Here is a 24,868-nt window from a genome sequence, read left to right as displayed (position 1 = left end):
GCGGAACTTGCGCATGCTGCCGCGTCGGGGCATCAAGTGGCATGGCCAAGCAACTTGATTATTTGACAATCCGTGAAATCTTTCGCCGGTTTCACGCGGTCCAGCCCGAACCCAAGGGAGAGCTGGATCACGTCAACGCCTATACGCTTGTCGTCGCGGTTGCCCTGTCGGCGCAGGCCACCGACAAAGGCGTGAACAAGGCGACGCGCGATCTGTTTGCGATTGCCGATACCCCGCAAAAGATGCTGGATCTTGGTCTCGACGGTGTGACCGCACATATCAAAACCATCGGTTTGTTCCGCCAAAAGGCAAAGAACGTTATCAAGCTCAGCCAGATCCTTGTGGATGACTACGGCGGAGAGGTGCCGAATTCCCGCGCTGCCCTGCAATCGTTACCGGGGGTCGGCCGCAAAACGGCGAACGTGGTGCTGAACATGTGGTGGCAGTATCCGGCGCAGGCCGTCGATACGCATATCTTTCGTGTCGGCAACCGTACCGGGATCGCGCCGGGCAAAGACGTGGATCAGGTCGAACGCCGAATCGAAGACCACGTCCCAGCCGATTATCAGCAACATGCACACCATTGGCTGATCTTGCACGGACGCTACACCTGTGTCGCCCGCAAACCGAAGTGCGCGGCCTGCCTGATCCGCGATCTGTGCCTGTTCGACGACAAGGTGCTTTAGCCGCCCGCGCGCAGCCACATCTGATCGAGTGCGTCGATCTTGGCGGGGTCAAAGCGGGTTTCCTCTTTCCAGTATTTCCCGCTGGGGACACGGTAATCCAGCTTCGCTTCTTCGGCGTCGGCCAAATCTGCGACCGACACGTCGTATAACGATGGGCCATCTGGCAAGGCGTCGGGTGTCGCGCGCGGAAACGCCAGAACGCTATCTTCTCCAGTGACGATTACACAGGCACACCCTTGGCGCGCGGCGTGAATGCGCAGACGCGCGGATTTCGCCGGAAGCGATCGGAGGGTGACATCGGGGCGCAACGGGTCGGCGGTGCCGGTGCCATAAAAATGCGTTGGGCCAGCGGTGGGGTACACCATGTTGCACCCCGCAAACGCCATGACACGGGGCCGTAGCGCCCCCAGCGCCCAGTACCCGGCAGTAAACGCCATCGTGCCGCCAGCATAGACAAACCCGCCATAGGTGTTCTGTATCGGCACGTAATCAGCCGCCTGAACGATCCGCTGTCCCGGCAGCAGATGCACGGGCTTGCGATCATCGGGGAAATCTGACGGATGGATCAGAACATCCCAATCATCGCGGATCCGCCAAGCGTTGTTGATCGCGACTATCACATCGAATGGCGCGCGGGACCAATCGGTGACCTCTGCAACGTCGGGGCCAGACCCCAGGATCAACACGCGTGTCATGGTGGCTGGGTCCACTTTCTTCTTGCTGAAAATATCCTGGGGGAGCGCCGCTTGCGGCGCGGGGGCAAAGCCCCTGGGGACATATGCCCCTTAATCCCCCAGCTTTGCGTGAATTTCGCGCAGGTCCAGATCACCGGTTGGCATCTTGTTGTCTGGATTGTCAAAATCATAACGGAAAAGCTGGAAATCCTTTTTGTAGATTTCCCACATCAGGTGCATCGACAGGTCGTCGAAATACTCTGACACCTTATGCAACCGCTTTGGCCCGTGGCCTTCGCTTTCGTTAAAACGCGGGATCGCGTCCAGATCGACGGGATGCGGCGTTTCAACGGCCGCCAGAACATCGGCCATGCCGTCGTTGAACTGTTCGGTCCAAAAAATGCTGTCGTAAGTGCCGCCGTTGTGGATGAACGTGCTGATATGGCCCGACATCGCGGACCAGTGGATATCGGGTTCCATCGGGCGTCGCCAACGGATCGTGTCACGCGCGAACAGCAAAAAGCGCCGGAACGATTTGATCTGGTCGAATTCGAACCCGGTTTCCGGGTCGCCGACCTCGATACCGTATTTCTGGATCAGCAGCGGTACAAGGTTGCCGCGATAGCGTTTGCCGTTGCGCTGGATACCGCAGATCTTGTCAAAAAATGACGACAGAATCCGGGTATAGGGATTGCGCACACAGGTGAACGCATAGGATTTGTGCGCCTTGACGTTGTCCGCGATCAGCGGCTGACTGCTATCCAATGCCCATTTGTGCAGCCCGTCCTGCGCGTCGTGAATGTCACCATCGAAAAAGCTGCCATGATCCGAATAGAACATGATCTGGCCAATGGTCGAACAGGCGCATTTTGGCACCACGCGATAGACCATGCTTTCGCTTGTCGTCATCCATGTGCCGGGAAACCCCATGGGTCGCTACCTCGTCGGTTTGGGAATATACCCGATTTCAAACTTCATCATGGCTAAGTAAAGCGTGATTGGCAAAGAAAGCCTGTCTATTTGCAACCTGTTGTTGATATGAGGACACGGTACAACAGTCTTGAACCGGACCCGCGCTGACACATGGCCACGATCGCTTTTATCCTTTTGTGCCACAAGGACCCCGATGCCATCATCCAGCAGGCGCGGCAATTGACTGCGGTTGGCGACTGTATTTCCATTCATTTTGATGCCCGTGCACCACGCGAATCCTACGAACGGATCCGGGCCGCCCTGGTCAATAACCCCAATGTCACCTTTGCCAAGCGACGGGTGAAATGTGGCTGGGGCGAATGGAGCCTTGTCGGTGCCACCTTGTCCGCGGTCGAGGCCGCAGTTGACGCCTTTCCGCGGGCCACGCATTTCTACATGGTCTCGGGGGACTGCCTTGCGATCAAATCGGCGCGCTATGCCCACGAGTTTCTGGACCGCAACGACCGCGATTATATCGAAAGTTTCGATTTCCTTGAAAGCGACTGGATCAAGACAGGGTTCAAGCAAGAACGGCTGATTTATCGCCACTGGTTCAACGAACGTACGCAGAAACGCCGTTTTTACTGGAGTTTCTGGACACAGCGCAAGCTGGGCCTGACCCGCAATGTCCCTCAGGATATTCAGGTGATGATCGGAAGCCAGTGGTGGTGCCTGCGTCGTCAGACCATTGAAATGATCCTTGATTTCACAAGGGCGCGGCGTGACGTGATGCGGTTTTTCCGCACGACATGGATTCCGGACGAAACCTTTTTCCAGACACTCGTGCGCCATCTGGTGCCCGGCAAGGAAATCGAAACCCGCACGCTGACATTTTTGATGTTCACCGACTACGGCATGCCTGTGACGTTCTTCAACGATCACTTCGATCTATTGCTGAATCAGGATGCCCTGTTCGCCCGCAAGATCAGCCCGGAGGCGGCGGATCTCAAGACACGTCTGGGGCGGCTTTATGCATCTGAACGCACCGATTTCCAGATCTCGAACGAGGGGCGCAACCTGTTCAAGTTCCTGACGGGGCGGGGCCGGATCGGGCGCCGCTTTGCCGACCGGTTCTGGGAAACCGAAAGCACGTTGGGCCGCGAACGCGAGCTTTTGATTATCGCCTGCAAGAAATGGCACGTGGCCAAGCGATTGCTGGGGGCGATCAAACACAACACCAACATTCCGGCCATCGCCTATCTGTTCAACGAGGAAGACACCGAAATGCCTGATCTGGGTGGGATTCAGGCGTCTTTGGGCAAACGCACGCGGCATCGGCGGGCGCTGATGCGGATGCTGTTCGATTACTACGAAAGCGACCGCATGCTTATCTGTCTGGACACATCCAATATCGAGTTGATGCACGATTTTGTATCGGACCGGTCCACCACACGGGTGCTGGAAATCGAATGTGACTTTACCGAAGACTACCTGATCGGGCATGCAAAACGGGTTGGGCTGGCCGGTGAACAGACCCCGACAGAGGCGCTGCAGCAGCTTTTGCCGACAATCAAACAGGACGTGACCTTTGAAAGCGACCGGATCAGGGAAGCAAATTTTCCGCATATGTACCGGATCAAAGAGCGCGCAACGCCCATCGAAAACGCGCCGGCCCTTGCCAGTTTCCTCAGTGTGTCGGAAGACGTGGCCAAGACACTTGCCGAAACACCCTATCTTTTCGTGGACTGAGGACCGACATGAACTTTGAATACGATGACCAGAACATCTTTGCCCGCATCCTGCGCGGTGAAATCCCCAACAAGACCGTTTTTGAAAACGATCACGCCTTGGCGTTTCACGATATCGAACCGCAAGCGCCCGTGCATGTGCTGATCGTGCCCAAAGGGCCGTATATGTCGTTCGACCACTTCGCGGATGCGGCCAGTGCGGACGAACAGGTCGGGTTCATGCAAGCCGTTGCCGAAGTGTGCCGGATCACCGGCGTGACGGACGGATTCCGGGCCATCGCCAATACCCGGACGCATGGCGTGCAGGACGTGCCGCACTTTCATCTTCACATCCTTGGCGGGACGCAACTGGGCCGGATGCTGCCAAAGTAACGCCGCCCGGCGCTGTTCGCGGCCGCCGCCGCAAAGGCGCCCCGCCCGCCGTCCCACCATCCTAGCGCGTAGACGTCAGCGACAGGAACACGTCTTCAAGGTCGGGCTGTTCCGATGTCACGTCGCGGATCGTGATACCTGAATTGCGGACCATTTCGATGATCTGCCCGGCTGGCGTTTTGCTGGATTGATAGGTGAATGCCAGCGTGCCGTTCGCCCGTTTTTCGCCGGTAACGCCGCCGGGCATCTGGGGCAGGTCGGGATGGTCGGCATCCGGCGTGATGACCAGCGTCTTTTGATCAAGCGTCCCCAGCAAGTTCGCCGTGGTATCACGGACAATCATTTCGCCGTGGTTGATGATGGCAATCTCGTCACACATCGCCTCTGCTTCTTCGAGGTAGTGGGTGGTCAGGATGATCGTCATGCCCTGTTGGTTCAACTGCCGCACGTTCTGCCACAGCAGATTGCGCAGTTCGATATCGACGCCTGCGGTGGGTTCATCCAACACTAGGATCTGCGGTGAATGCACCAGCGCCTTGCCCAAAAGCAACCGCCGCCGCATCCCGCCCGACAGCGACCGGGCATAGGCGTCGGCCTTGTCGGCCAGACCGATCAGTTCAAGGATCTCATCGGTGCGGCGCTGTTTGCGCGGCACACCGTACAGCCCTGCCTGCACATCCAGCGACCCGCGCGGGGTGAAAAACGGATCAAGGTTCGGTTCCTGCGGCATGATTCCGATTGCAGCCCGCGACTGGCGCGCGTTCACATCCTGATCGAATCCCCAAATCTTGACCGCGCCTTCGGTTTTGATGACCAGACCCGCCAGAATATTGATCAGCGTCGATTTGCCAGCACCGTTCGGTCCCAGCAGACCAAAGATCGACCCGCGTGGAATCGTCAGGTCGATGCCTTTCAGCGCCTCCTTGGCCGGACTGCGGCCTGTGGCGGCATAGGTCTTTTTCAGACCGGTGATTTCGATGGCATTGTCGGTCATGGGTCTTTCACCCCTCGCTGGGCTGGGCTAGGCTGTGGGTCGAACATCGGCGGGCATGGCCCGCAGCAACGCAAGGCCATCCCATGACACGTCCCGCACCGGAAACCAAGATCGTCGACCAATGGCGCATCGCCTGTGATGGCAGCGGCCCCGGCCTTGGCCATCCGCGCGTCTGGCTGGCCATCCCACATGACAAGGGCTTTGTGGAATGTGGGTATTGCGATGCGCGCTTTATCCACGAGGATTTCAAGGACAAGGTTTGATGGCCTTTGGTAAGGGGTGCCATCTGCACCTGATCGACGGCTCTGCCTTTATTTTTCGGGCCTATCACGCGCTGCCGCCACTGACGCGCAAATCCGACGGCTTGCCCGTCGGTGCCGTGTCGGGATTCGTGAACATGCTGCAACGCTACATCGAAGGGAATTCTGGCCCCGATGCGGCAACGCACGTGGCGGTGATTTTCGACAAGGGCAGCCACACGTTCCGCAACGACATGTACGACCAGTACAAGGCGAACCGCGATGAAATGCCCGAAGACCTGCGCCCGCAGATTCCACTGACGCGTGACGCCACCCGTGCTTTCAACATCGCCTGCGAAGAAATGCAGGGGTTTGAAGCCGACGACATCATCGCCACCTTGTCGTGCGTCGCGCGCGACGCGGGCGGGCGCGTCACGATCCTGTCGTCGGACAAGGATCTGATGCAACTGGTCGGTGACGGCGTCGAAATGCTGGACCCGATGAAAAACAAGCGTATCGACCGCGACGGCGTGATCGAAAAATTCGGCGTCGGCCCCGAACGTGTGGTCGATGTGCAGGCGCTGGCAGGCGATTCCGTCGATAACGTGCCCGGCGCACCCGGTATCGGGATCAAGACGGCGGCGTTACTGATCAACGAATTCGGCACGCTCGAAGACCTGTTGGACCGCGCGTCGGAAATCAAACAACCCAAGCGGCGCCAGACCCTGATCGACCATCGCGCGCAGATCGAATTGTCGAAACAGTTGGTGCAACTTGATTGCGGCATGACGCTGGATTTCACGCTGGACGATCTGGAAATCCGCGACCCTGACCCCGACACCCTGCTGGGTTTTCTGGCAAAGATGGAATTTCGCACCGTCAGCAAACGCATCGCCGCCAGCCTTGGGGCAGAAGCACCGGCAATCGAGGTCGAAGCCTCGCAAGATGTGGCCCAGCCCGCAGAAAAACCGTTCGATGTTGACGCCTATGACTGCGTGCGCGATCTGGACGCGCTGCAAGTCTGGATCGACCGGATTTACGAACACGGCTATGTTGCCATCGACACAGAAACCACCAGCCTGAACGAAATGCGCGCCGATCTGGTCGGCATCAGCCTGTGCGTCACGGCGGGGCAGGCGTGTTATATCCCGCTGGCGCACAAGGACGCGGGTGCCGACGATCTGTTCGGCACCGTGGCGCTGGCAAACGGACAGATGGATTTCGACACCTGTCTTGCGGCCCTGAAACCCGTGCTGGAGGACGACAGTATCCTCAAGATCGGGCAGAACATGAAATACGATGCCAAGATATTTGCGGGTTACGGCATCGCCATTGCGCCCATCGACGACACGATGCTGCTGTCTTATGCGATGCATGCGGGGCTGCATAACCACGGCATGGATGTGCTGTCTGAACGCTATCTGGGGCATATCCCGATCCCGATCAAACCGCTGTTGGGCACGGGTAAAAAGGCGATCACCTTTGACCGTGTGCCAATCGAAGACGCGGTAAAATACGCGGCAGAGGACGCGGACATCACCCTGCGCCTGTGGCAACATCTGAAACCACAACTGCACGTCAACAAGGTCACGACAGTTTACGAAACGCTGGAACGCCCGCTGATTCCTGTGCTGGCGCAGATGGAACGCACCGGGATCAAGGTGGACCGCGATACGCTGTCGCGCATGTCGAACGCGTTTTCCCAGAAAATGGCAGCACTCGAAGACGAAATCCAGACGCTGGCCGGGCGCAAATTCAACGTCGGATCGCCCAAACAACTGGGCGAAATCCTGTTTGATGACCTGTCCCTGCCCGGTGGGAAAAAAGGCAAGACGGGGGCCTATTCGACCGGCGCCGACATTCTGGAAGACCTTGCCACCGAACACGAATTGCCCGGTCGTGTGCTGGACTGGCGGCAGTTGTCAAAGCTGAAATCGACCTACACCGACGCCTTGCAGGACCACATCCACCCCGACACGGGCCGCGTGCACACGTGCTATTCCATCGCGGGCGCGATCACGGGGCGGCTGGCATCAACCGATCCAAACCTGCAAAACATCCCCGTCCGGTCCGAAGAAGGTCGCCGCATCCGCGAAGCATTCGTGGCAGAGGACGGTAAGCTGCTGGTCAGTCTGGATTACAGTCAGATCGAATTGCGCATCCTCGCCCATGTCGCCGGGATCGAAGAATTGAAACAGGCGTTCCGCGACGGCGTGGACATTCATGCCCTGACCGCGTCGGAAATGTTCAACGTGCCGCTGGATCAGATGACGCCAGAGGTGCGGCGTCAGGCCAAGGCGATCAACTTTGGCGTCATCTACGGTATCAGCGGCTTTGGCCTTGCGCGCAATCTGCGGATTCCGCGCGATCAGGCGCAGGGGTTCATCGACCGCTATTTCGAACGTTTCCCCGGTATCCGCGCCTATATGGACGACACCGTCGCATTTGCCAAAGACCACGGCTACGTCCAGACGTTGTTCGGTCGCCGGATCAATACGCCTGAAATCAATGCAAAGGGACCGCACGCCGGGTTCGCCAAACGGGCCGCCATCAACGCACCGATCCAAGGCACCGCCGCCGATGTGATCCGCCGTGCCATGATCCGGATGCCCGACGCCATTCAGGGACAGCCCGCCCGCATGCTGCTGCAAGTCCACGACGAATTGTTGTTCGAGGTGGACGCCGATGCCGCCGACGCATTGATCGACACGGCACGCACCGTCATGGAAGGTGCAGCCGCCCCTGCGGTCCATCTTGACGTGCAACTGTCCGTGGATGGCGGCAAGGGTTTGACTTGGGCAGCGGCACATTAACTGGATTAATTTTTTGAAGCCCTAGGTTTTTTGTCATCACAAAAAACCGGAGGCCGCCGTGAACGCCATAGCCAGTGAAGACAAGAACCTGCCAAGCTTATGGCTCGCACTTTTACCTGTTGTGCTGACACTGGGCCTGCTGGCGTTACAACTTTTCTACTATGGCGACTTCACACCGCATATCCCGCTGATCATCGGTCTTGCGATCACCGCACTGCTGGGCCGGATGCGCGGCCAGGTCTGGCCCGACATCCGCGAAGGCGTGTTTCACGTCATCCATGTGTCGATGCCATCGCTGGCGGTACTGATCATCGTCGGCATGATCATCGGTGTCTGGATCGCGTCCGGCACGGTGCCGACGCTGATTTATTACGGGCTGACGCTGCTGAACCCGTCAATCTTTCTGGCCGCCGCCATGATCCTGTGTGCGGTGGTATCGCTTTCGCTGGGGACCAGTTGGGGCACGGTCGGCACCATCGGTCTGGCGCTGATGGGGATCGGCGCGGGGTTTGACGTGCCCGTCTATTGGACAGCGGGCGCGGTCGTATCGGGCGCATTTTTTGGTGACAAGATTTCACCCCTGTCGGACACGACGAACCTTGCGCCTGCCGTCACCGGTGTCACGGTTTTTGACCACATCCAGAACATGCTGCCGACCACGGTGCCGGCCATGCTGATCGCGCTGACCATTTATATCGGTGCGGGCTTCATGCTGATGGGCGAGGGCGAGACATCGTTCGACGCGATCAATGCGATTACCAGCGGCTTGCAGGATCAATTCGTCATCGGTCTGGTGCCACTGCTGCCAGCACTTGTGGTTGTGGGGCTGGCCGTCACGAAACAACCGCCCCTGCCATCGCTGTTTTCGGGCGTTCTGGCCGGCGGATTTGTTGCAATCTTCTGGCAGGGCGAAGGTTTGCATGACGTGTTTACCTATGCGCAATCGGGTTTCGCCATCGAAACCGGTGTGTCGGATATCGACAGCCTGCTGAACGCGGGTGGCATCCAGTCGATGATGTGGACGATTTCACTGATGCTGATCGCACTTGGTTTTGGTGGTGCGCTGGAACGCACCGGCTGTCTGGAAGCCATCATTAACGCAATCATCAAACGGGTCAGCAGCTTTGGTGCGGTCCAAAGCTCTGCCATCGCGACCAGTTTTGCGACCAATGTCGTGGCGGGCGATCCCTATATCTCGATCGCGTTGCCGGGGCGGATGTATGCGCCGCTGTATCGCGGCATCGGCTATTCGACGCTGAACCTGTCGCGCGCGGTCGAAGAAGGCGGGACGCTGATGTCGCCACTTATCCCTTGGAACGCGGGTGGGGCATTTGTCATCACGGCACTGGGTCTGGGCATCATGGACGGCAACCTTGAAAACCTGCTGTATATCCCGCTGGCGTTCGCTTGCTGGACTGCACCTGTGATCGGCGTTTTCTACGCGCTGACCGGGCTGTTTTCACCCAAAGCGACCGATGATGAACGTGCCACGTGGAAAGACCAGAACGAGGACGTCAAGGATATGTCCGGCCACGCCCTGACCGCATGACATCGACCGGAACCGCGCGGCACAGCCGCGCGTTTCAACCCAGATCAATTAACAGGAGGCCGCGATGAGCGACGCCAAACAAGATTTCTGGGACCGTGTGGACGATGTGCAAGCCGGTATGCTGGGACTGGGAAAGAACGACAAGCTGGTGCCGATGTCGCCTACACTGCGCAAGGAACGCGATGGCAAGATATGGTTTATCGCTGCTGCCGGTGAAACACTGGTCGAAAACACGACTGGTGCGCCGCAAGACGCCCGTTTCGTCATCGCGGACGGCAAATCGGGGCTTTACGCAAATATCGACGGCACGCTGAAACTGCACGACGATAAAAAGGTGCTGGACGAGATCTGGAATTTCGTCGCATCCGCCTGGTTCGAGGATGACAAGCAGGACCCCGACGTGCGCCTGCTGTGCTTTGAACCGACAACGGCTGCTTGCTGGTTCTCGACGACCAGTGCGGTGCGTTTCTTTTACGAAATCGCCAAGGCGAACGCGACCGACTCTGAACCCGATCAGGGCTACCAGGCCGACCTGACGTTTTGAGCGTCCGGCTTCAAAATTAAAAAGGCGGGCCGCGATGGCCCGCCTTTCGTGTGTCTGGGTGGATCAGTTGACAGCTTTGGCGTCGACGACATCGGCGTCGGTCGGGGCCTGCTTTTCAATCGCGATGCGGCGCGGTTTCAACGCTTCGGGCACTTCGCGGATCAGGTCGATATGCAGCATCCCGTCCACATGGCTGGCGCCCGTCACATGGACGTGGTCGGCCAGATGGAACCGGCGTTCAAACGCACGGGTTGCGATGCCACGGTGCAGGAACTTGCGTCCCTTGTCGTCATCGGTCTTGCGCCCGGTCACGATCAGGTTGCGGTTGTTCACTTCGATCGACAGGTCGGCGTCGGAAAATCCGGCAACGGCGATGGAAATGCGCCACCCGTCGTCTTCGGTCTTTTCGATATTGTAAGGCGGATAGGTCTGGCTGCCCACATCAGAGGCAAGTGCACGGTCCATCAGATCGGCGATCTGGTCAAAGCCGACTGTGGCACGGTAAAGCGGTGTCAGGTCTAGATTTCGCATGTCAGGTCATCCTTTGGTTCAAGCGATAACACGGTAAGGCCGCCCCGAACGGGCCCGGCCCCGGTTGATGCCGCGACCCTCAACGGCATCGCGACGCCGTATATCTGGGCACCCTAAATCCCCCGTTCAAGAGGTGCTGCGCGCGAAACAAAGACCCGTTACGGGCGGACGAATTTGGCCCCGGTGCCGTCGCGTGATCCCACCCCGATGGTGCGCGCGACAGGTGGTGGCAGGGCGCCCGTGCCCTGCGCGTGGGCCTGCAACAGCGTCGCCAGTGGTGCCGCCAGCGACGTGCCTAATGATACGTCACGGTCGCCGGAACGCCCTTTGGCCGAAATGACCGAAACGATGCGCGGAACACCCCCGTTCATCCAAAAGACAGGCGACCCGCTGGCCCCGAAATCCGCCGAACAGGTCAGCACCAACATTCCGGTTTGGCGATCCAACACCTCGCATACTTCTTGCAGGCTCGGAATATTGGCGCGGCCGCTGGCATAGGACACGACGCCCACCTGCGCGCCGGTCACGGGTTCCGACGCCAGCGTGAACGGCACGATCCTTCCCTGCCGGATCGGGCGATCCAGTTCCAGCACGGCGATATCCATGGCAACCGCATCATTTTGCGGACGGTCGGACCGGTGAACGTAACCGGGATGCGCGGTCACGCGCAGCACACCACGCGTCGCTTCGGCCCTGCCATCGCGCAGACCTGCCAGAAATGTGAACCGGTCTGCCGCGATCCGCGTGCCGTCCGCATCGAACAGACAATGCGCTGCCGTCAGGATCAATTTTTCTTCGATCAATGATGCGGTGCAAAACCCCCCGCGATCCACGTCCAACCGCCCGACGGCTTCCCAACCGCGCCCGGTGTCAGACGTTTGCAGCGCCATCAACGATGTGTCCTGCGCGGACAGTGTCGTGCCGAACAAGGTCAGGAACAGAAAAAGGATCGGTCGCAAGGTCAGGTGTTCCTTTGGTCAAGGCCATGCTGTGGCAGACGCAGATGGCAACACTATGACCGATCAGCGCAACCGTGGAACGGCCCGATGCGCCGATGCGCGGGATAACGCAGGCGGCTGTGGCCCCCCGGTCGCCCAGTCCAGCAATTCCACCGTATGGACGATGGGCGCGCCCGCCGCATCCCCGATCTGCATCATGCAACCGATATTGCCTGCCGCCACGATGTCAGGCGTCAGTGCGGCCAGTGTCGCAACCTTGCGGTCCTTGAGCTGGCCCGCAATGACGGGCTGCATCAGGTTATAGGTGCCCGCCGATCCGCAGCACAGGTGACTGTCGGCCGGTTCCAGCACGGTGAACCCCGCCCGCTGCAACAGCATCTTTGGCGCGGCTTTCACCTGCTGGCCATGCTGCAACGAACAGGCCGCATGATAGGCGACGCGCAAGCCCTCACCTGCGCCCGCCGCCTGTGACGGCAAACGTTGGGCATCGGTTCCCGCAATGCCGCCTTTGGCGACGTTCAGATCCAGTTGCGGGCAATCGGCGGGCATCAGATCCAGCAGCATCTCGCTGATATCGCGCGCCAGCGCAGACACGCGTGCGGCGTCGGCAGCCAGCGGATCGTTGCGGAACATATGGCCATAATCCTTGACCGTCGTGCCGCAGCCGGACGTGTTGATGACGATCGCGTCCAGATCCCCCGCCTGCATCCACGCGCGGATATTGGCGGCGGCGCTGGCGTGCGATGCGTCTTCCTTGCCCATGTGATGGGTCAGCGCGCCGCAGCAGCCCTGACCGTCTGCAATCACGACCTCTGCTCCCAGCCGGGTCAACAGTCGTATCGTGGCATCGTTGATATCGGTGTTCAACGCGCGCTGGGCGCATCCCGTCATCAGGGCCACCCGCATTTTGGCGTCCGGCACGGCAAATGTTTGCGGATCATCGTTACGCGATACCGGCGGGATCACTTTTGGCGCCATGTGCAACATCGCACGCAGGCGCGGGTCGGGCATGAACCGCGCCAGCGGGCGCGCCAGTTTTGCCCCTGCCAATGCCAGCCGGAACCGCCGCGGATAGGGCAGCACCTGCGCCAATACCCAGCGCAGCGCCCGTTCGGGCCATGGGCGGGTATAACGCGCCTCGATATAGGCGCGCGCGTGATCCACAAGGTGCATGTAATGCACACCGGACGGACAAGTCGTCATGCAGGCCAGACAGGACAGGCAGCGGTCGATATGCTTGACCGTCGTGGGGTCCGGATCGCGGTCGTTTTCCAGCATGTCCTTGATCAGGTAGATGCGCCCGCGCGGGCTATCCAATTCGTCGCCAAGCACCTGATAGGTTGGGCAGGTGGCGGTGCAGAACCCGCAATGCACGCAGGCCCGCAGGATCTGGTTCGACCGTGCAGTCGCCGGATCGTCCAGTTGGGCCGGGGTAAATGTGGTTTGCATCAGCCCATCACTCCGGGGTTCAGGATACCGCGGGGGTCGAATTTCGCACGCAGGCCTGCGCTGATCGCAGCCACCGCTGCCGGTTCCGGCTGGAAACGCGGGCTGGCGAAATCGCCCTTGATCCCGGTCGCATGCCCGCCCAGATCGGCGCAAACAGCCTGTGCCGCACGCAGCAGTGCCGTAGCGTCGTCGCCCCCCAGCCAGATCAGTCCGCCGCCCCAGTCCATTTGCACCGCGACATCATCATCCAGCCGCGCCAGCACCTGCGGCGCCTGCGATGGCCTGACCGATACGCGCACAACGCCTGCATGGTGGCGCAACACGGCCACATCGCGCAGCTCTGCCCACGGGTCATCGCCATCGTCCAGCCGCAACGCATCACGCAGTCGGCCCGCACGATACCTGACGCTGGCGTCAAATCCTTCCAGCCGGACAAAAACGCGGAAACCGCCGTCCTCTTGCAGTGCCGCAGCCCCCGTCACGTCAAAAGCCGATCCCAGTGCCTGCGACATCAGCGCGACGGCAGCACCTGCGTCGGCCACATGGGCGGTCAGGGTGGCGGTGCGTTCCGGCTGCGGCAGCACCTTCAACGATACCTCGGTCAGCACGCCAAGCGTGCCGTGACTGCCCGCCAGCAGCTTTACCAGATCATAGCCGGTCACGTTCTTCATCACGCGGCCCCCGTTCTTGATGATCTGCCCGCCACCATCCACAAACCGCACGCCCAGCAGGTGATCGCGGCAGGCGCCGACTTGAATCCGGCGCGGTCCGGCTGCATTGACTGCCACGGCCCCCCCGATCGTGGGCGTGCCCGTCGTGCCCAACAAGACCCGGTGATCCAGCGGCTCGAACGCCAGACGCTGGTTTTCAGCTGCCAGTGCGGCCTCCACATCCGTCATCGGCGTCCCGGCCCGCACGACCAGGGTTAACGCGCCGGGTTCGTATAGCGTCATTCCCGACAGACCGGCCGTGCTCAGCGTGTCCCCCTCGGACATCACGCCGCGCGTATCACCGCCACGCACCCGTAACGGTCCTTGTGCGTCGCGTACCATCTGCGCCACATCGTCTTCGGTTTGCGGGGTCATCATCTTCTTCTTGCCAAAAATATCCCGGAGGTTTGGAGGCAGCGCCTCCAAGGCGGCCTCAGGCCGCCCGGTGTTGCGCCGATGCATCCAATGGAAACACCTTTGCGGGGTTCAAGAGCCACCTTGGATCGAACACATCCTTGACCGCCATCTGTGCCGTCAGATCGACGGGGTCGAACTGCACGTGCATCAAATCGCGTTTCTCGATACCGACACCATGCTCCCCGGTCAGGCAACCGCCGACTTCGACACATAGTTTCAGGATCGCGGCGCCCATCGCCTCGCAGGTTTCCAGCTGGCCGGGCATATTGGCGTTGTACAGGATCAGCGGGTGCATGTTCCCGTCGCCTGCATGAAACACATTGGCCACGTCCAGCCCGTATTCCTGCGACAATGCGCGGATGTGGTCCAGCACGCGGGGCAGTTCCGACACCGGGATCGTCCCGTCCAGACACATGTAATCGTTGATCTGACCCATCGCGCCGAACGCCGATTTGCGCCCCAGCCAGATCCGCGCGGCCTGATCGGCATCCTGCGCTTCTCGGATTTCCACCGGATTGTGCCTCCGCGCAATCTGGCTGATCAGCCCCAACTGGTGATCGATTTCGGCGTCGGACCCTTCAACTTCCACGATCAGCAGCGCTTCGCAGTCGGGATAGCCCGCTTTGGCGAATGCTTCGCAGGCCTCGATGCAGGGACGATCCATGAATTCGATGGCGACCGGCAAGACACCCGCCTTGATGATATCGCTGACGCAGGCGCCCGCCACGGCGTTGCTGTCAAACCCGATCAGCACAGGGCGTGCGCCTTCTGGTTTGGCCAGAATCCGCAATGTGGCTTCCGTGACGACCCCCAACTGACCCTCTGACCCGCAGACCACACCCAGCAGGTCTAGCCCGGCGGCATCCAGATGCCCACCGCCCAGTTCCACCACGGTGCCGTCCATCAGCACCATCGTGACGCCCAGCAGATTGTTGGTGGTCACGCCGTATTTCAGGCAATGCGCCCCGCCGGAATTCATCGCGATATTGCCCGCGATCGCGCAGGCCAGCTGGCTTGACGGATCGGGCGCATAGAAAAAACCGTCCGCTTCCACAGCGCCTGTGACGCTCAGGTTCGTCCGTCCTGTCTGCACCCGGATCAGACGGTCGGCTGTGTCGATTTCCAGTACCGCGTTCAGCCGTGCCACACCCAGTATCACACAATCCGCCGTCGGCATCGCCCCCCCTGCAAGCGACGTCCCGGCCCCCCGCGGCACCACGGGCACACCCATGTCATGGCAGATCCGTAGCACGTCAGCCACTTCGCGGGTCGAGGACGGCAGGACCGCCAGCAGCGGCGGGCATTTATAGGCGCTCAATCCGTCGCATTCATAGGCGCGGGTTTCGGCTTCGGCATCGATGACGGCATCGGCGGCCATGACCTGACGCAACCGCGCCGCAAGCTGCGATTTCAGGTCCATGATCCGCGCGTCCGGGGCTGGCATATGCATCTGCGTTCCTCCTGCGCCAAAGCCTACGGTGCCGACGCCGGTGTGACAAGCGATGCCACCGCGGGCAGCCGCGGCACTTTGGTCAGGGCTGGCGGCGACGCCCGCGCCCTTCCAGCAGCCAGGCACCGATTACCAGCAGCGCCGCAATCAGCAAAAACGCCCAGGCGGGCAGGATTGGCGCGATCGTGATGTCGGCCGTGCGATACGCCCCGCGCGGTGTGATCCCCAGCCACCCGCGCCCCGCGGCTGGACGGCCTTCACGGACCGTGCGCAGATCGACAGCACCGTCGGACACCCGGACGCTGCCGCCGTTCGTAGTAGCGATCGGCCCCGCCAGCGTGTCTTCGGTTGCGATGGTCTGTTCGAACTCGCGCGGTGCTGCCGGTCCAAGCGCGATGACCGCATCCAGCGTGCCGTCGGTCAGGCGATACAGACCCGTTTCCGGCGCGTCCCATAGCGTCTCGAACCGACCGGGGCTGACCTCTTCCAACGACAGTGTGACGGTGTCACCATCAGGTGTGGTCACGACAACCTCACCCGGCGAGTCATCGAGCGTGCGCCGGATGATCCGCATTGTCTGGCCCGTCGGTTCGACCCACAGCGCCTCTTCTTCCAGCTCGGGTTCTTCCATCATCCAGTGTGCCAGACGGCGCAGCAGTTCCGCCTGTGGTCCCCCACCTTCGAAACCGCGATCCCACAGCCAGCTCTGGTCGCTGGCGATCAGTGCAACGCGGCCTTCGCCCACACGATCAAGCATAAGCAACGGGCGATCGTCCAGCGCGGTCATCAACACCTTCGCGCTCTCGGTCACGGTGACATCCACCAGCCGGAACCAGCGGCCCCATCCCGGACCCTCATCGTCAGTCGCAGGCGACATCGCTTCCAATCCCGCCGTCACCGGATGACGGTCGCCCAGATCGGTCACTTGCGGGATATAGCCATCCTCGAACACCTGCGCGGACGGCGCACCGGGCAGAATTGTCTGCAACGGCGAACGAAAGATGCTGTCCGCACTGCCGTATTCCGGCCCCGAAGATACCAGCACAGCACCGCCGTTCATCACGTAATTTGCGATGTTTTCCAGATAAAGCGACGGCAGGATACCCCGCCTGCGGTAGCGGTCAAAGATGATCAGATCGAAATCCTCAATCTTTTCCATGAACAGCTCGCGGGTCGGAAACGCAATCAGCGACAGCTCGTCCACGGGGACACCGTCCTGCTTTTCAGGCGGGCGCAGGATGGTGAAATGCACCAGATCCACCGCCGCGTCCGCCTTGAGCAGGTTGCGCCATGTGCGTTCGCCCGCATGCGGCTCGCCCGACACCAGCAGTACCCGCAGGCGGTCGCGCACGCCGTTGATCTGCACGACGGCAGCATTGTTGCGCGCGGTCAATTCCCCCGCGATTTCGGGTGTCTCGAATTGCAGGACGTTCATCCCGCCGTGCGGCAGGTCTACCGGCAATTCGATGTCGCGCCCCACCGGCACCTCGAACGGCAGCGGTGGCCCGCCATCGATGCTGATCTGCAGTGATGCGACCTCTGACCCGGCGGGCACCGCCCCCTGATCCTCGACCCGCAGGGTCAGCAAGACAGGTTCGCCCAGAATGGCGAATGCAGGTGCATTGGACACCACCAGCCTGCGGTCCCAGTCGTCGGGCTGTCCCGTCACCAACGCGTGCAGCGGTGCGGGCAGGGGCGGCGCGCGGTCCAGATCGTGGATACGTCCGTCGGTGATCATCAGGATACCAGCGATCCGGCCCTGCGGTTCTTCGGCCAATGCTTCGGCCAGTGCCGTCATCGCCTGCGTCCCGCCATCGCCCGCGCCGTCCCTGACGGTCACCACGCGCAATTCTGTATTGTCCAGCCGCGCGACCTCTGCCTCGACATTGGCAATCGCGGCGGCGGTCTGGTCGGGTCGGTCGCTGATCTGCTGGCTGGCGCTTTCATCGACCACCAGCATGACAATATCGGACAGCGGCTCGCGGTCTTCGCGGCTCAATGCCGGGTTCAGCAATGCCGCCATCAGTGCAAGGCCAGCCAGCCCGCGCAGCCACCAGCCGGACAGCCGCCGCCAGACCGCCAGCACCACGGCCAACAGCACCAGCGCGCCCACGCCATAGATCGCCACCAGCGGCAGCAGCGGGTCCAGAACCACCGTTTGCATCAGCAACCCCTGCTTCTTCTTGCCAAAAATATCCCCGCCGGAGGCATCCCGCACTCACAACGCGCGCACCATCCGATCATTGGCCCAACCTTTCCAATAGGTTCGGCACGTGGACCTGATCTGATTTATAGTTGCCCGTCAGCACATGCATGATCAAATTGACCCCGAACCGGTAAGCGTATTCGCGCTGCGTTTCGCCTGCGCTGCCGCGCCCGACGGGGAACATCGGGTCGCCATATTGGTCCACCGCCCAGGCCCGCGCCCAGTCGTTGCCGCCGATCACAACCGGTGTCACACCGTCGTTGAGGTTGCGGAACGGCATCCCTTCGGATTGTTCGGCGTCGGGGGGGGCAGCTTCGACCCAGACGTCGCGGCTGGCGGTGCGGCCCGGAAAATCCTGTATCAGGTAGAATGTCCGCGTCAGCACGTGGTCATCGGGGATCGGTTCCAACGCAGGAATGTCCAGCGACGTGGCAATGGCCTGCAACTGCCGACCTTCGGGGCTGGACGATCCGAACCGCGCGGTATCCGCATCACGGGTGTCGAACAGGATCATCCCGCCCGACCGCAGATAGCGGTTCAGCTTGGCATAGGCGTCGCGTGACGGCAGTGGCTGGTTCGCCGTCAGCGGCCAGTAGATGAACGGAAAGAACGCCAGTTCGTCGGATTCCAGATCAATCGCCATCGGCGCCGATGGCTCGATAGAGGTGCGGTGGAACAGGACGTCGGACAAGCCGCGCAATCCCGCTTCCGACACCTCGTCGATCTGCGGGTCACCGGTCTGGACATAGGCCAGCGACACCGCTTGCGTGGCGTCGATGGCAAAACTGTCGTCGGGCGCCTGCGCGCTGGCGCCCTGCGGCAGGGCGGGGATCAGCAGCACAGCCAGCAGGGCCGCGGCCACATCGGCACGCGGGCCGCGCAACCGCCCGCCCACCGCCAGCGACGCGATCACATCGACCGCCAGCAGCACTAGTGCTGCGGCCAGCAGCCAGCCTTTCAGCGGGCGTTCGCGTGCGATGTCCAAACCTTCGACCGGGATGCGCGCGGGCCATTGCGCGGTGGCAAGCGTCGTATCTGCGTCCGCCACGTTTACCGCCACACGGGCATCCTCGAATGCATAAACCCCCGGCGGCAGGTTCGGTCCGGGCACAGCCCCTGCCAGTGTTTCGCCGGGCACCCCCGCCTGGGCCGTGGCGTCGATCAATGCGCCAAAGGCGTTCAACCGCGCCTGCGGCAACCAGACCGTACCTGCAAGGTCATCAAGGTCGGGGGATGCGGGGCGCGTGGACACCGCCAGCCGTTCCAGCATCTGCACAAACAGTCCCGACAATGGAAGCGACGACCATTCAGCGTTGGCGGTCACATGCATCAGCACGACCTGTCCCTGACCCAGCGCCTTGCGCGTCACCAATGGCGTGCCGTCCGCCAGCCCCGCGATCACGCGGTCCGCCAGCGTGGGATCGGGCTGGGCCACGACCTGCGCTGTCACGGTCACGTCGCCCGGCACCGACAGGCCACGAAAAGGTGAATCATCCGGAAAGGCTGCCAGACTTTTGGGTTCGCCCCAGCTCATCGCGCCACCGACACTGCGGCCACCGGCACGCAGGCGCACGGGCAGCAGCGGGTCTTCGGTGGTGCGGCCCACGTCGGATGCCGCCAGCCGCGGACCGGCAAAACGCAGCAGCAGGCCACCATTTTCGACCCAAGCGATCAGGCCATCGGATTCGGCACCCGACAGGTTGGCCACATCGGCCAGCACGATCACATCCGGATTGGCCAGCAGGACGTCTTCCAGCGTGCCGTCGATCAGATCGGCGGTCGGTTCAAGCGCTTCGCGCAGGTAGTAAAGCGGCGACAAAAGATCCAGCCCTTCGGCGGCACCGCCACCGGCGATCAACGCCACTTCGCGGCGGCGCAGGGCGTCATCGGTCAGCGTCACGGCACCTGCGGATCGTACCCCGGCCAGCGCAAAGCGGGTGACGCGGTTGCGCAGCTCCGGTGGTAAGGACAGCAGTGTTTCGCCTACGCCGTCACCGGCGGCAAAATCGATGTCGATGGATGCCAGCACCCGTTCCGTGCCCGCAGGGTCCAGACCGATGGCCTGCACCGGCACGCTTAGCGGCAGACCGATCGGTGTGCGTGCGGCAGACAGCGCAATATTGCCGCTGTCGAAAACGGCGGGCCGCAGGGCCACGGTGCTGCGCGGGGTCTGGACGACGCGCAGGATGCCGTGATCCTCGAACGCGGACAGCATCGTGTCGCGCCCGTCGCGGGCCAGCCCGTCGGACAGCCACAGCGTATCGAATGCACCGGACAGCGTGTCGGCCAAGGTGGCCATCGCCGTTGGGTCCGGTGACCACGGCGCGGGTTGCAGGTTTGGCAGGGTCTGGGCGACGGACTGTGCGGGCTGGAAATCGGGCATTGCGTCCGGGGGATCGGTCAGGGTGATGACCGCCGCTGGCCGACCGGTGCGCGCCGCGTCATCCAGCGCAAGTCGGGTGCGTTCCATCCGTTGCGCCCAGTCACGTGCGTCGGCCCATGTGCCATCCAGCACCACCAGCAACGGTCCGGACCCGTCGCGGGGGTCCTGTGGGTTCAACACAGGTCCAGCAAACCCGATGATGATCGCGGCGACAGCCAGTAGCCGCAACAACAGCAGCCACCACGGCGTGCGGTCGGATTGGGTTTCCCGGTCGGTCAGCCCCAGCAGCAGCGCCACCCCCGGAAATCGGCGGCGCACCGGGGCGGGCGGCACCGCGCGCAGCCAGATCCACAGGATCGGCAATGCGATCAGCCCCAGCAGCAACCACGGCGCGGTAAAGGCGATCGGTCCAAGGCTAGTCATGATGCAAGTCCCGGGGGCGCTGCCCCCGGACCCCCGGGATATTTATGGCAAGAAGAAGGATCATGCCGATTGCTCCAACGCGGAATAAAGCCACAGCAGGGCCTGCGTGGCGGGGGCATCGGTGTGCTGTGTCGTGAACTGCCAGCCCGTCGTGCGGCCCAGACCGCTGAGCCGGTCCTTGCGTTCGGCCAGCCGGTCCAGATAGCGGTTGCGCAGATCTCCGGCCTTGAGCGTTTCGTGACGCAGGCCACCGGTCATCGACTCAAATACGGTGCGCCCGTCAAAGGGGAACGCTTCTTCCTGCGGATCAAGGATCTGGACCAGCGCGCCATGCACGCCCTGATCGGCGGCACGGGTCAGTGCTGATTCAATCGGGGCGAGGTCCGACAGGAAATCCGAAACGAACACCGCCCGGCTGTGGGGCACCATGCCGCGTGCTTCGGGCAGGGCGTAGTCGGCGGGGTCGTCCTGCGACAGCAAGGCGGCCATTTGCGTGATCTGTGCGGTGCCACGACGGGGCGGCAAGGCGGACCCGGTCAATCCGATGCGTTCACCCCCCCGGTTCAGCAAGATTGCGCAGGCCAGCGCCAGCGTGCGTGCGACCGTTGCCTTGTCCGGCACGCCGGAGTCAGAGCTGAACCGCATCGACGCGCCCTGATCGACCCAGAATACGACCGACTGCGCGATCTGCCATTCCCTGTCCTGCACGAATGCGCTGTCGGACCGCGCAGAGCGTCGCCAGTCGATACTGCGGGCGGTGTCGTGGCTTTGTGCGGGGCGGTATTGCCAGAATGTATCGCCGGTTCCGGCGCGACGGCGACCGTGATCGCCCAGGATCACGGTGCTGGCCAGATGTTCCGCGGTCGCCAACAGGGGCGGCAGCGCGCTGGCGGTCCGTTCGGCGCGGGTGCGCAGGGCGGTGGGGTCGGTCATGCGGCGGCGGCGGTCCGGGTGATGTCGGCGGCCACGCTGTCGATCAGCGCGTCCAGATCGACGCCGCGCGCGCGCGCTGCAAAGGACAGCGCCATCCGGTGTTTCAGCACGGGTGTGGCCATCGCGCGCACATCCTCTGGCGTGGGGGCAAGTCGGCCTGACAGCAGTGCCTGCGCCCGCACACACAGCATCAGCGCCTGCGATGCACGGGGGCCGGGACCCCAGCTGACGCTGTCGTTCACGTCGCGTGTGGCATCCGCGCCCGGACGGCAGGCGCGCACCAGATCAAGGATCATTTCCACGATCCCGTCACCCACTGGCATCCGGCGCAGCAAATCCTGTGCGGCCAGCAGTTCGGCGGCGGTAAAGACGGCGGTGGATTGCGCATCGACCGCACCCGTGGTCGCAATCAGGATGTCACGTTCGGTCTGGCGGTCGGGATAGGGCACGTCGATCTGCACAAGGAAACGGTCCAACTGCGCCTCTGGTAGGGGATAGGTGCCTTCTTGTTCGATCGGGTTCTGGGTGGCAAGTACGTGAAACGGAACGCCCAGTTTGCGGTGCTGGCCTGCGATCGTGACTTCTTTTTCCTGCATTGCCTGCAGCAGCGCGGACTGCGTGCGTGGGCTGGCCCGGTTGATTTCGTCTGCCATCAGAAGCTGGCAGAAGATCGGACCCTCGATAAAGCGGAACGCGCGGGCGCCGCCTTCGCCGGTTTCCAGCACTTCGGACCCCAGAATGTCGGCTGGCATCAGGTCGGGGGTGAACTGAATACGGTTGCCGTCCAGCCCCATGACCGTCGACAGTGTATCGACCAGCCGGGTCTTGCCCAGACCGGGCAGGCCGATCAGCACTGCATGCCCGCCGCAGATCAGCGCGGTCAGCGTCAGATCGACGACCCGATCCTGCCCCAGAAATCGCGCCGCGATCGAGGCGCGGGCAAGTGCGAGCTTTTCGCCCAATGCTTCGATCTGCGCTACAAGGTCGTCGGTATTCGCCATGACAATCCATCCTTCGCCGCTATGTCCCGTTATAACAGCACTTATCGCGGATGACCCCAATGACAAAGCGACCCGGTCCACAAAAGAACGTGACACCTACTGCCGAAAGCCTCGCGGATGCGGCAAACAAGGCGCAAAAGGCAGGTGGGCTGCCGCCGGTGCATCTGTGGAACCCCGATTTCTGCGGTGACATCGACATGCGGATCGCGCGGGACGGGACGTGGTTCTATCAGGGCACACCGATTGGCCGGACCCGGCTGGTGCGGCTGTTTTCGACCATCCTGAAACGGGAGGGGGATGATTATTTCCTTGTCACGCCAGTGGAAAAGGTCGGCATCACAGTCGAAGACGCGCCGTTCGTTGCCATCGATTTCCGGCGCACGGGCGATGATCTGGTGTTCGAAACCAACGTGGGCGATCATGTCACCGCAGGCCCCGACGCGCCGATCCGGGTGACGCGCGACCCCGAAACGGGCGAACCGTCGCCATATGTGCTGATCCGTCGCAACCTTGAAGCGTTGATCGACCGCAAAAGTTTTTACCGTCTTGTGGATCTGGGAGAGACTGAAAACCACGATGGCGACGATTGGTTCGGTGTGCGGTCGGGCGGCGCGTTCTTTCCGATCATCAAGACGTCGGAACTGCCCGATGGTGTCTAGGGCACCAGCACCGGTTTGAATGTCATTGTGACGACATAACCATCCGGCCCGCTTTTGCGGTCCAGCTTTGCCGCGATCTGCTGGGCAGAGGCTTCCATGATCCGCTGGCCCAGACTGGTCAGCATTTCGATGGGACTGTTGGCGGTGTCGGACCCGATGCCGTTGTCGGCGCAGCGCATTTCCACTCTGCCATCGGGACAATATTGCAAGGTCACGTCGATCACCCCGTCGCGCTGGTCCGGAAAGGCGTGTTTCACCGCATTCGCCACACATTCCGACACCACCACGGCCACCGCCGTCGCTTCGGCAGATGCCAGTTCAAAGTCGGCGACCTGCGATTTGATCGTGATGCTGTCCGGACAGGTCTGGCGCAGATGAGACAGGATCCCCGCCATGAACGGCTGCATCCGTACCCGTGCCACCGCGCTGGATTGATGCAACTCGCGGTGCAGCGCCACAACGGCGGTCAGGCGACGGTCCACGGCGGCGAACGCTTCGGTTGCGACGGGGTCCGTCACCTTGCTTCCGTAAAGCCGGATCAGCGATTGCACGGTCTGCAACGAATTCTTGACCCGGTGGTCCATTTCCTGGCGCAGGATTTCCTGATTGTGCAGCGTGCGGCGCAGTTCAAGCTGGGTCATGACCTGATTTGCAAGCGTGCGCAGCGTCTGGCGTTGCAGGTCCGTCAGTTTGCGCGGTTTGTTGTCCAGCACGCACAGCGTTCCGATCGCCAATCCCTGCGGCGTGCGTAGCTGAACACCGGCGTAAAATCGCAGCCCGTTGTCCCGCACAATCAACCCGTTATCGGCGGTGCGCGGGTCAACCTGCATGTCTTCGATTTCCAGCAGATCGTCTTGCAGCAGGGCATGGGCGCAGATCGCGTTGTCGCGGGGCGTATCATCGACTTTCACGCCCACGCTGGATTTGAACCATTGGCGGTCCTTGTCCAGCAGCGACATCAGCGACACGGGTGTTTCACAAATCTTGGACGCCAGATCGACGATATCGTCGAAATCGGATTCATGCGGCGTGCTTTTGAAATCATAGGCTGACAACGCCTCCAGCCGTTCATCCTCGTTCGGGGGCAACGCTGCGCGCATGGACCGATCCTTAATTAAAACGCAGGACGGTCCTGCCATGTGAGATGTACAAAAAGAAAAAGATGTGCGCAATCGGATGACCGAAAGCGGCAAAATACCGCTTTCGGTGCGGGCGA

21 protein-coding genes are annotated in these 24,868 nt (G+C 61.7%); 8 read left to right on the top strand and 13 right to left on the bottom strand.

What is annotated here, in order from left to right; all coding sequences use genetic code 11:
• The first annotated feature begins 41 nt into the window (after positions 1-41).
• Entirely contained in the window at positions 42-686 is a 645-nt protein-coding gene (gene nth / locus GZH79_RS01895) for an endonuclease III (RefSeq protein WP_211641435.1), read from the top strand.
• Here the strand turns inward: nth and GZH79_RS01890 are convergent.
• Both GZH79_RS01890 and GZH79_RS01885 read right to left on the bottom strand, forming a co-directional pair.
• Complete coding sequence (locus tag GZH79_RS01890) at positions 683-1,381, bottom strand: hypothetical protein (protein WP_211641434.1); 699 nt, start codon at positions 1,379-1,381, stop codon at positions 683-685. The genes nth and GZH79_RS01890 overlap by 4 nt on opposite strands.
• A gap of 90 nt (positions 1,382-1,471) precedes the next feature.
• The gene (locus GZH79_RS01885) at positions 1,472-2,290 is read right to left on the bottom strand and encodes a sulfotransferase family protein (RefSeq protein WP_211641433.1); all 819 of its coding nucleotides are present in this window, start codon (positions 2,288-2,290) and stop codon (positions 1,472-1,474) included.
• Between the two features lie 153 nt (positions 2,291-2,443).
• Between GZH79_RS01885 and GZH79_RS01880 the strand changes: the two genes are divergently transcribed.
• Both GZH79_RS01880 and GZH79_RS01875 read left to right on the top strand, forming a co-directional pair.
• Positions 2,444-4,021, top strand: a complete 1,578-nt coding sequence (locus GZH79_RS01880) for a DUF5928 domain-containing protein (protein ID WP_211641432.1) — start codon at positions 2,444-2,446, stop codon at positions 4,019-4,021.
• Between the two features lie 8 nt (positions 4,022-4,029).
• Positions 4,030-4,392, top strand: a complete 363-nt coding sequence (locus GZH79_RS01875; protein WP_211641431.1) for an HIT domain-containing protein — start codon at positions 4,030-4,032, stop codon at positions 4,390-4,392.
• 61 nt (positions 4,393-4,453) lie between these two features.
• Here GZH79_RS01875 and GZH79_RS01870 read toward each other — a convergent pair whose 3' ends face one another.
• A complete protein-coding gene (locus GZH79_RS01870; RefSeq protein WP_211641430.1) occupies positions 4,454-5,386 on the bottom strand; it encodes an ABC transporter ATP-binding protein in 933 nt (310 codons plus the stop codon).
• 83 nt (positions 5,387-5,469) lie between these two features.
• On the opposite strand from GZH79_RS01870, the gene GZH79_RS01865 reads away from it, so the two are divergent.
• The 4 genes from GZH79_RS01865 to GZH79_RS01850 all read left to right on the top strand — a co-directional run bounded on the left by GZH79_RS01865 (position 5,470) and on the right by GZH79_RS01850 (position 10,531).
• A complete protein-coding gene (locus GZH79_RS01865) occupies positions 5,470-5,649 on the top strand; it encodes a zinc-finger domain-containing protein (protein ID WP_211641429.1) in 180 nt (59 codons plus the stop codon).
• Positions 5,649-8,438 carry a DNA polymerase I gene (polA, locus tag GZH79_RS01860; protein WP_211641428.1) on the top strand — a complete coding sequence of 930 codons (2,790 nt, stop codon included), beginning with the start codon at positions 5,649-5,651 and terminating at the stop codon, positions 8,436-8,438. The genes GZH79_RS01865 and polA overlap by 1 nt, the downstream gene beginning before the upstream one ends.
• 67 nt (positions 8,439-8,505) lie before the next feature.
• On the top strand, positions 8,506-9,987 hold the full coding sequence (nhaC, locus tag GZH79_RS01855; protein WP_211641580.1) for a Na+/H+ antiporter NhaC: 1,482 nt from the start codon (positions 8,506-8,508) through the stop codon (positions 9,985-9,987).
• A 64-nt stretch (positions 9,988-10,051) separates the two neighbouring features.
• Positions 10,052-10,531 (top strand): pyridoxamine 5'-phosphate oxidase family protein, encoded by a 480-nt coding sequence (locus GZH79_RS01850; RefSeq protein WP_211641427.1) that lies wholly within the window; start codon positions 10,052-10,054, stop codon positions 10,529-10,531.
• A 63-nt stretch (positions 10,532-10,594) separates the two neighbouring features.
• On the opposite strand, the gene GZH79_RS01845 is transcribed toward GZH79_RS01850, so the two are convergent.
• The 9 genes from GZH79_RS01845 to GZH79_RS01805 form a co-directional block, all read right to left on the bottom strand.
• Positions 10,595-11,062 carry an Hsp20 family protein gene (locus tag GZH79_RS01845; RefSeq protein ID WP_211641426.1) on the bottom strand — a complete coding sequence of 156 codons (468 nt, stop codon included), beginning with the start codon at positions 11,060-11,062 and terminating at the stop codon, positions 10,595-10,597.
• A 158-nt stretch (positions 11,063-11,220) separates the two neighbouring features.
• On the bottom strand, positions 11,221-12,021 hold the full coding sequence (locus tag GZH79_RS01840) for a trypsin-like serine protease (protein ID WP_249218918.1): 801 nt from the start codon (positions 12,019-12,021) through the stop codon (positions 11,221-11,223).
• 63 nt (positions 12,022-12,084) lie between these two features.
• Entirely contained in the window at positions 12,085-13,470 is a 1,386-nt protein-coding gene (gene glcF / locus GZH79_RS01835; RefSeq protein ID WP_211641425.1) for a glycolate oxidase subunit GlcF, read from the bottom strand.
• The gene (locus GZH79_RS01830) at positions 13,470-14,555 is read right to left on the bottom strand and encodes an FAD-binding protein (RefSeq protein WP_211641424.1); all 1,086 of its coding nucleotides are present in this window, start codon (positions 14,553-14,555) and stop codon (positions 13,470-13,472) included. Before GZH79_RS01830 ends, glcF begins: the two co-directional genes overlap by 1 nt.
• A gap of 58 nt (positions 14,556-14,613) precedes the next feature.
• The gene (locus GZH79_RS01825) at positions 14,614-16,047 is read right to left on the bottom strand and encodes an FAD-linked oxidase C-terminal domain-containing protein (protein ID WP_211641423.1); all 1,434 of its coding nucleotides are present in this window, start codon (positions 16,045-16,047) and stop codon (positions 14,614-14,616) included.
• Between the two features lie 82 nt (positions 16,048-16,129).
• Positions 16,130-18,211 (bottom strand): hypothetical protein, encoded by a 2,082-nt coding sequence (locus tag GZH79_RS01820; RefSeq protein WP_211641422.1) that lies wholly within the window; start codon positions 18,209-18,211, stop codon positions 16,130-16,132.
• 76 nt (positions 18,212-18,287) lie between these two features.
• The gene (locus GZH79_RS01815; protein ID WP_211641421.1) at positions 18,288-21,059 is read right to left on the bottom strand and encodes a DUF4159 domain-containing protein; all 2,772 of its coding nucleotides are present in this window, start codon (positions 21,057-21,059) and stop codon (positions 18,288-18,290) included.
• A gap of 60 nt (positions 21,060-21,119) precedes the next feature.
• A complete protein-coding gene (locus GZH79_RS01810) occupies positions 21,120-21,992 on the bottom strand; it encodes a DUF58 domain-containing protein (RefSeq protein WP_211641420.1) in 873 nt (290 codons plus the stop codon).
• A complete protein-coding gene (locus GZH79_RS01805; protein ID WP_211641419.1) occupies positions 21,989-22,993 on the bottom strand; it encodes a MoxR family ATPase in 1,005 nt (334 codons plus the stop codon). The genes GZH79_RS01810 and GZH79_RS01805 overlap by 4 nt, the downstream gene beginning before the upstream one ends.
• Before the next feature lie 59 nt (positions 22,994-23,052).
• On the opposite strand from GZH79_RS01805, the gene GZH79_RS01800 reads away from it, so the two are divergent.
• Positions 23,053-23,652, top strand: coding sequence for a DUF1285 domain-containing protein (locus tag GZH79_RS01800; RefSeq protein WP_211641418.1), 600 nt, complete (start codon positions 23,053-23,055; stop codon positions 23,650-23,652).
• Here the strand turns inward: GZH79_RS01800 and GZH79_RS01795 are convergent.
• A complete protein-coding gene (locus tag GZH79_RS01795; protein WP_211641417.1) occupies positions 23,649-24,752 on the bottom strand; it encodes a histidine kinase dimerization/phosphoacceptor domain -containing protein in 1,104 nt (367 codons plus the stop codon). The two genes, GZH79_RS01800 and GZH79_RS01795, sit on opposite strands and share 4 nt — an antisense overlap.
• Positions 24,753-24,868: the final 116 nt, after the last annotated feature.

The sequence above is a fragment of the Loktanella sp. SALINAS62 genome (assembly GCF_018263905.1).
Lineage (GTDB): Bacteria > Pseudomonadota > Alphaproteobacteria > Rhodobacterales > Rhodobacteraceae > Loktanella.
The sequence above is the reverse complement of the archived record's forward strand: the minus strand, read 5'-3'. Positions and strand labels throughout refer to the sequence as shown.

What these genes read in the sequence shown, in the direction of transcription:
- glcF (WP_211641425.1), bottom strand. Translation starts at nt 13,470, where the DNA reads ATGCAAACCACATTTACCCCGGCCCAACTGGACGATCCGGCGACTGCA.
- GZH79_RS01845 (WP_211641426.1), bottom strand. Translation starts at nt 11,062, where the DNA reads ATGCGAAATCTAGACCTGACACCGCTTTACCGTGCCACAGTCGGCTTT.
- GZH79_RS01880 (WP_211641432.1), top strand. Translation starts at nt 2,444, where the DNA reads ATGGCCACGATCGCTTTTATCCTTTTGTGCCACAAGGACCCCGATGCC.
- GZH79_RS01810 (WP_211641420.1), bottom strand. Translation starts at nt 21,992, where the DNA reads ATGACCGACCCCACCGCCCTGCGCACCCGCGCCGAACGGACCGCCAGC.
- GZH79_RS01800 (WP_211641418.1), top strand. Translation starts at nt 23,053, where the DNA reads ATGACAAAGCGACCCGGTCCACAAAAGAACGTGACACCTACTGCCGAA.
- GZH79_RS01830 (WP_211641424.1), bottom strand. Translation starts at nt 14,555, where the DNA reads ATGACCCCGCAAACCGAAGACGATGTGGCGCAGATGGTACGCGACGCA.
- GZH79_RS01805 (WP_211641419.1), bottom strand. Translation starts at nt 22,993, where the DNA reads ATGGCGAATACCGACGACCTTGTAGCGCAGATCGAAGCATTGGGCGAA.
- GZH79_RS01795 (WP_211641417.1), bottom strand. Translation starts at nt 24,752, where the DNA reads ATGCGCGCAGCGTTGCCCCCGAACGAGGATGAACGGCTGGAGGCGTTG.
- GZH79_RS01820 (WP_211641422.1), bottom strand. Translation starts at nt 18,211, where the DNA reads ATGCAAACGGTGGTTCTGGACCCGCTGCTGCCGCTGGTGGCGATCTAT.
- polA (WP_211641428.1), top strand. Translation starts at nt 5,649, where the DNA reads ATGGCCTTTGGTAAGGGGTGCCATCTGCACCTGATCGACGGCTCTGCC.
- GZH79_RS01875 (WP_211641431.1), top strand. Translation starts at nt 4,030, where the DNA reads ATGAACTTTGAATACGATGACCAGAACATCTTTGCCCGCATCCTGCGC.
- GZH79_RS01870 (WP_211641430.1), bottom strand. Translation starts at nt 5,386, where the DNA reads ATGACCGACAATGCCATCGAAATCACCGGTCTGAAAAAGACCTATGCC.
- GZH79_RS01825 (WP_211641423.1), bottom strand. Translation starts at nt 16,047, where the DNA reads ATGCATATGCCAGCCCCGGACGCGCGGATCATGGACCTGAAATCGCAG.
- GZH79_RS01815 (WP_211641421.1), bottom strand. Translation starts at nt 21,059, where the DNA reads ATGACTAGCCTTGGACCGATCGCCTTTACCGCGCCGTGGTTGCTGCTG.
- GZH79_RS01890 (WP_211641434.1), bottom strand. Translation starts at nt 1,381, where the DNA reads ATGACACGCGTGTTGATCCTGGGGTCTGGCCCCGACGTTGCAGAGGTC.
- nth (WP_211641435.1), top strand. Translation starts at nt 42, where the DNA reads ATGGCCAAGCAACTTGATTATTTGACAATCCGTGAAATCTTTCGCCGG.
- GZH79_RS01885 (WP_211641433.1), bottom strand. Translation starts at nt 2,290, where the DNA reads ATGGGGTTTCCCGGCACATGGATGACGACAAGCGAAAGCATGGTCTAT.
- GZH79_RS01865 (WP_211641429.1), top strand. Translation starts at nt 5,470, where the DNA reads ATGACACGTCCCGCACCGGAAACCAAGATCGTCGACCAATGGCGCATC.
- GZH79_RS01850 (WP_211641427.1), top strand. Translation starts at nt 10,052, where the DNA reads ATGAGCGACGCCAAACAAGATTTCTGGGACCGTGTGGACGATGTGCAA.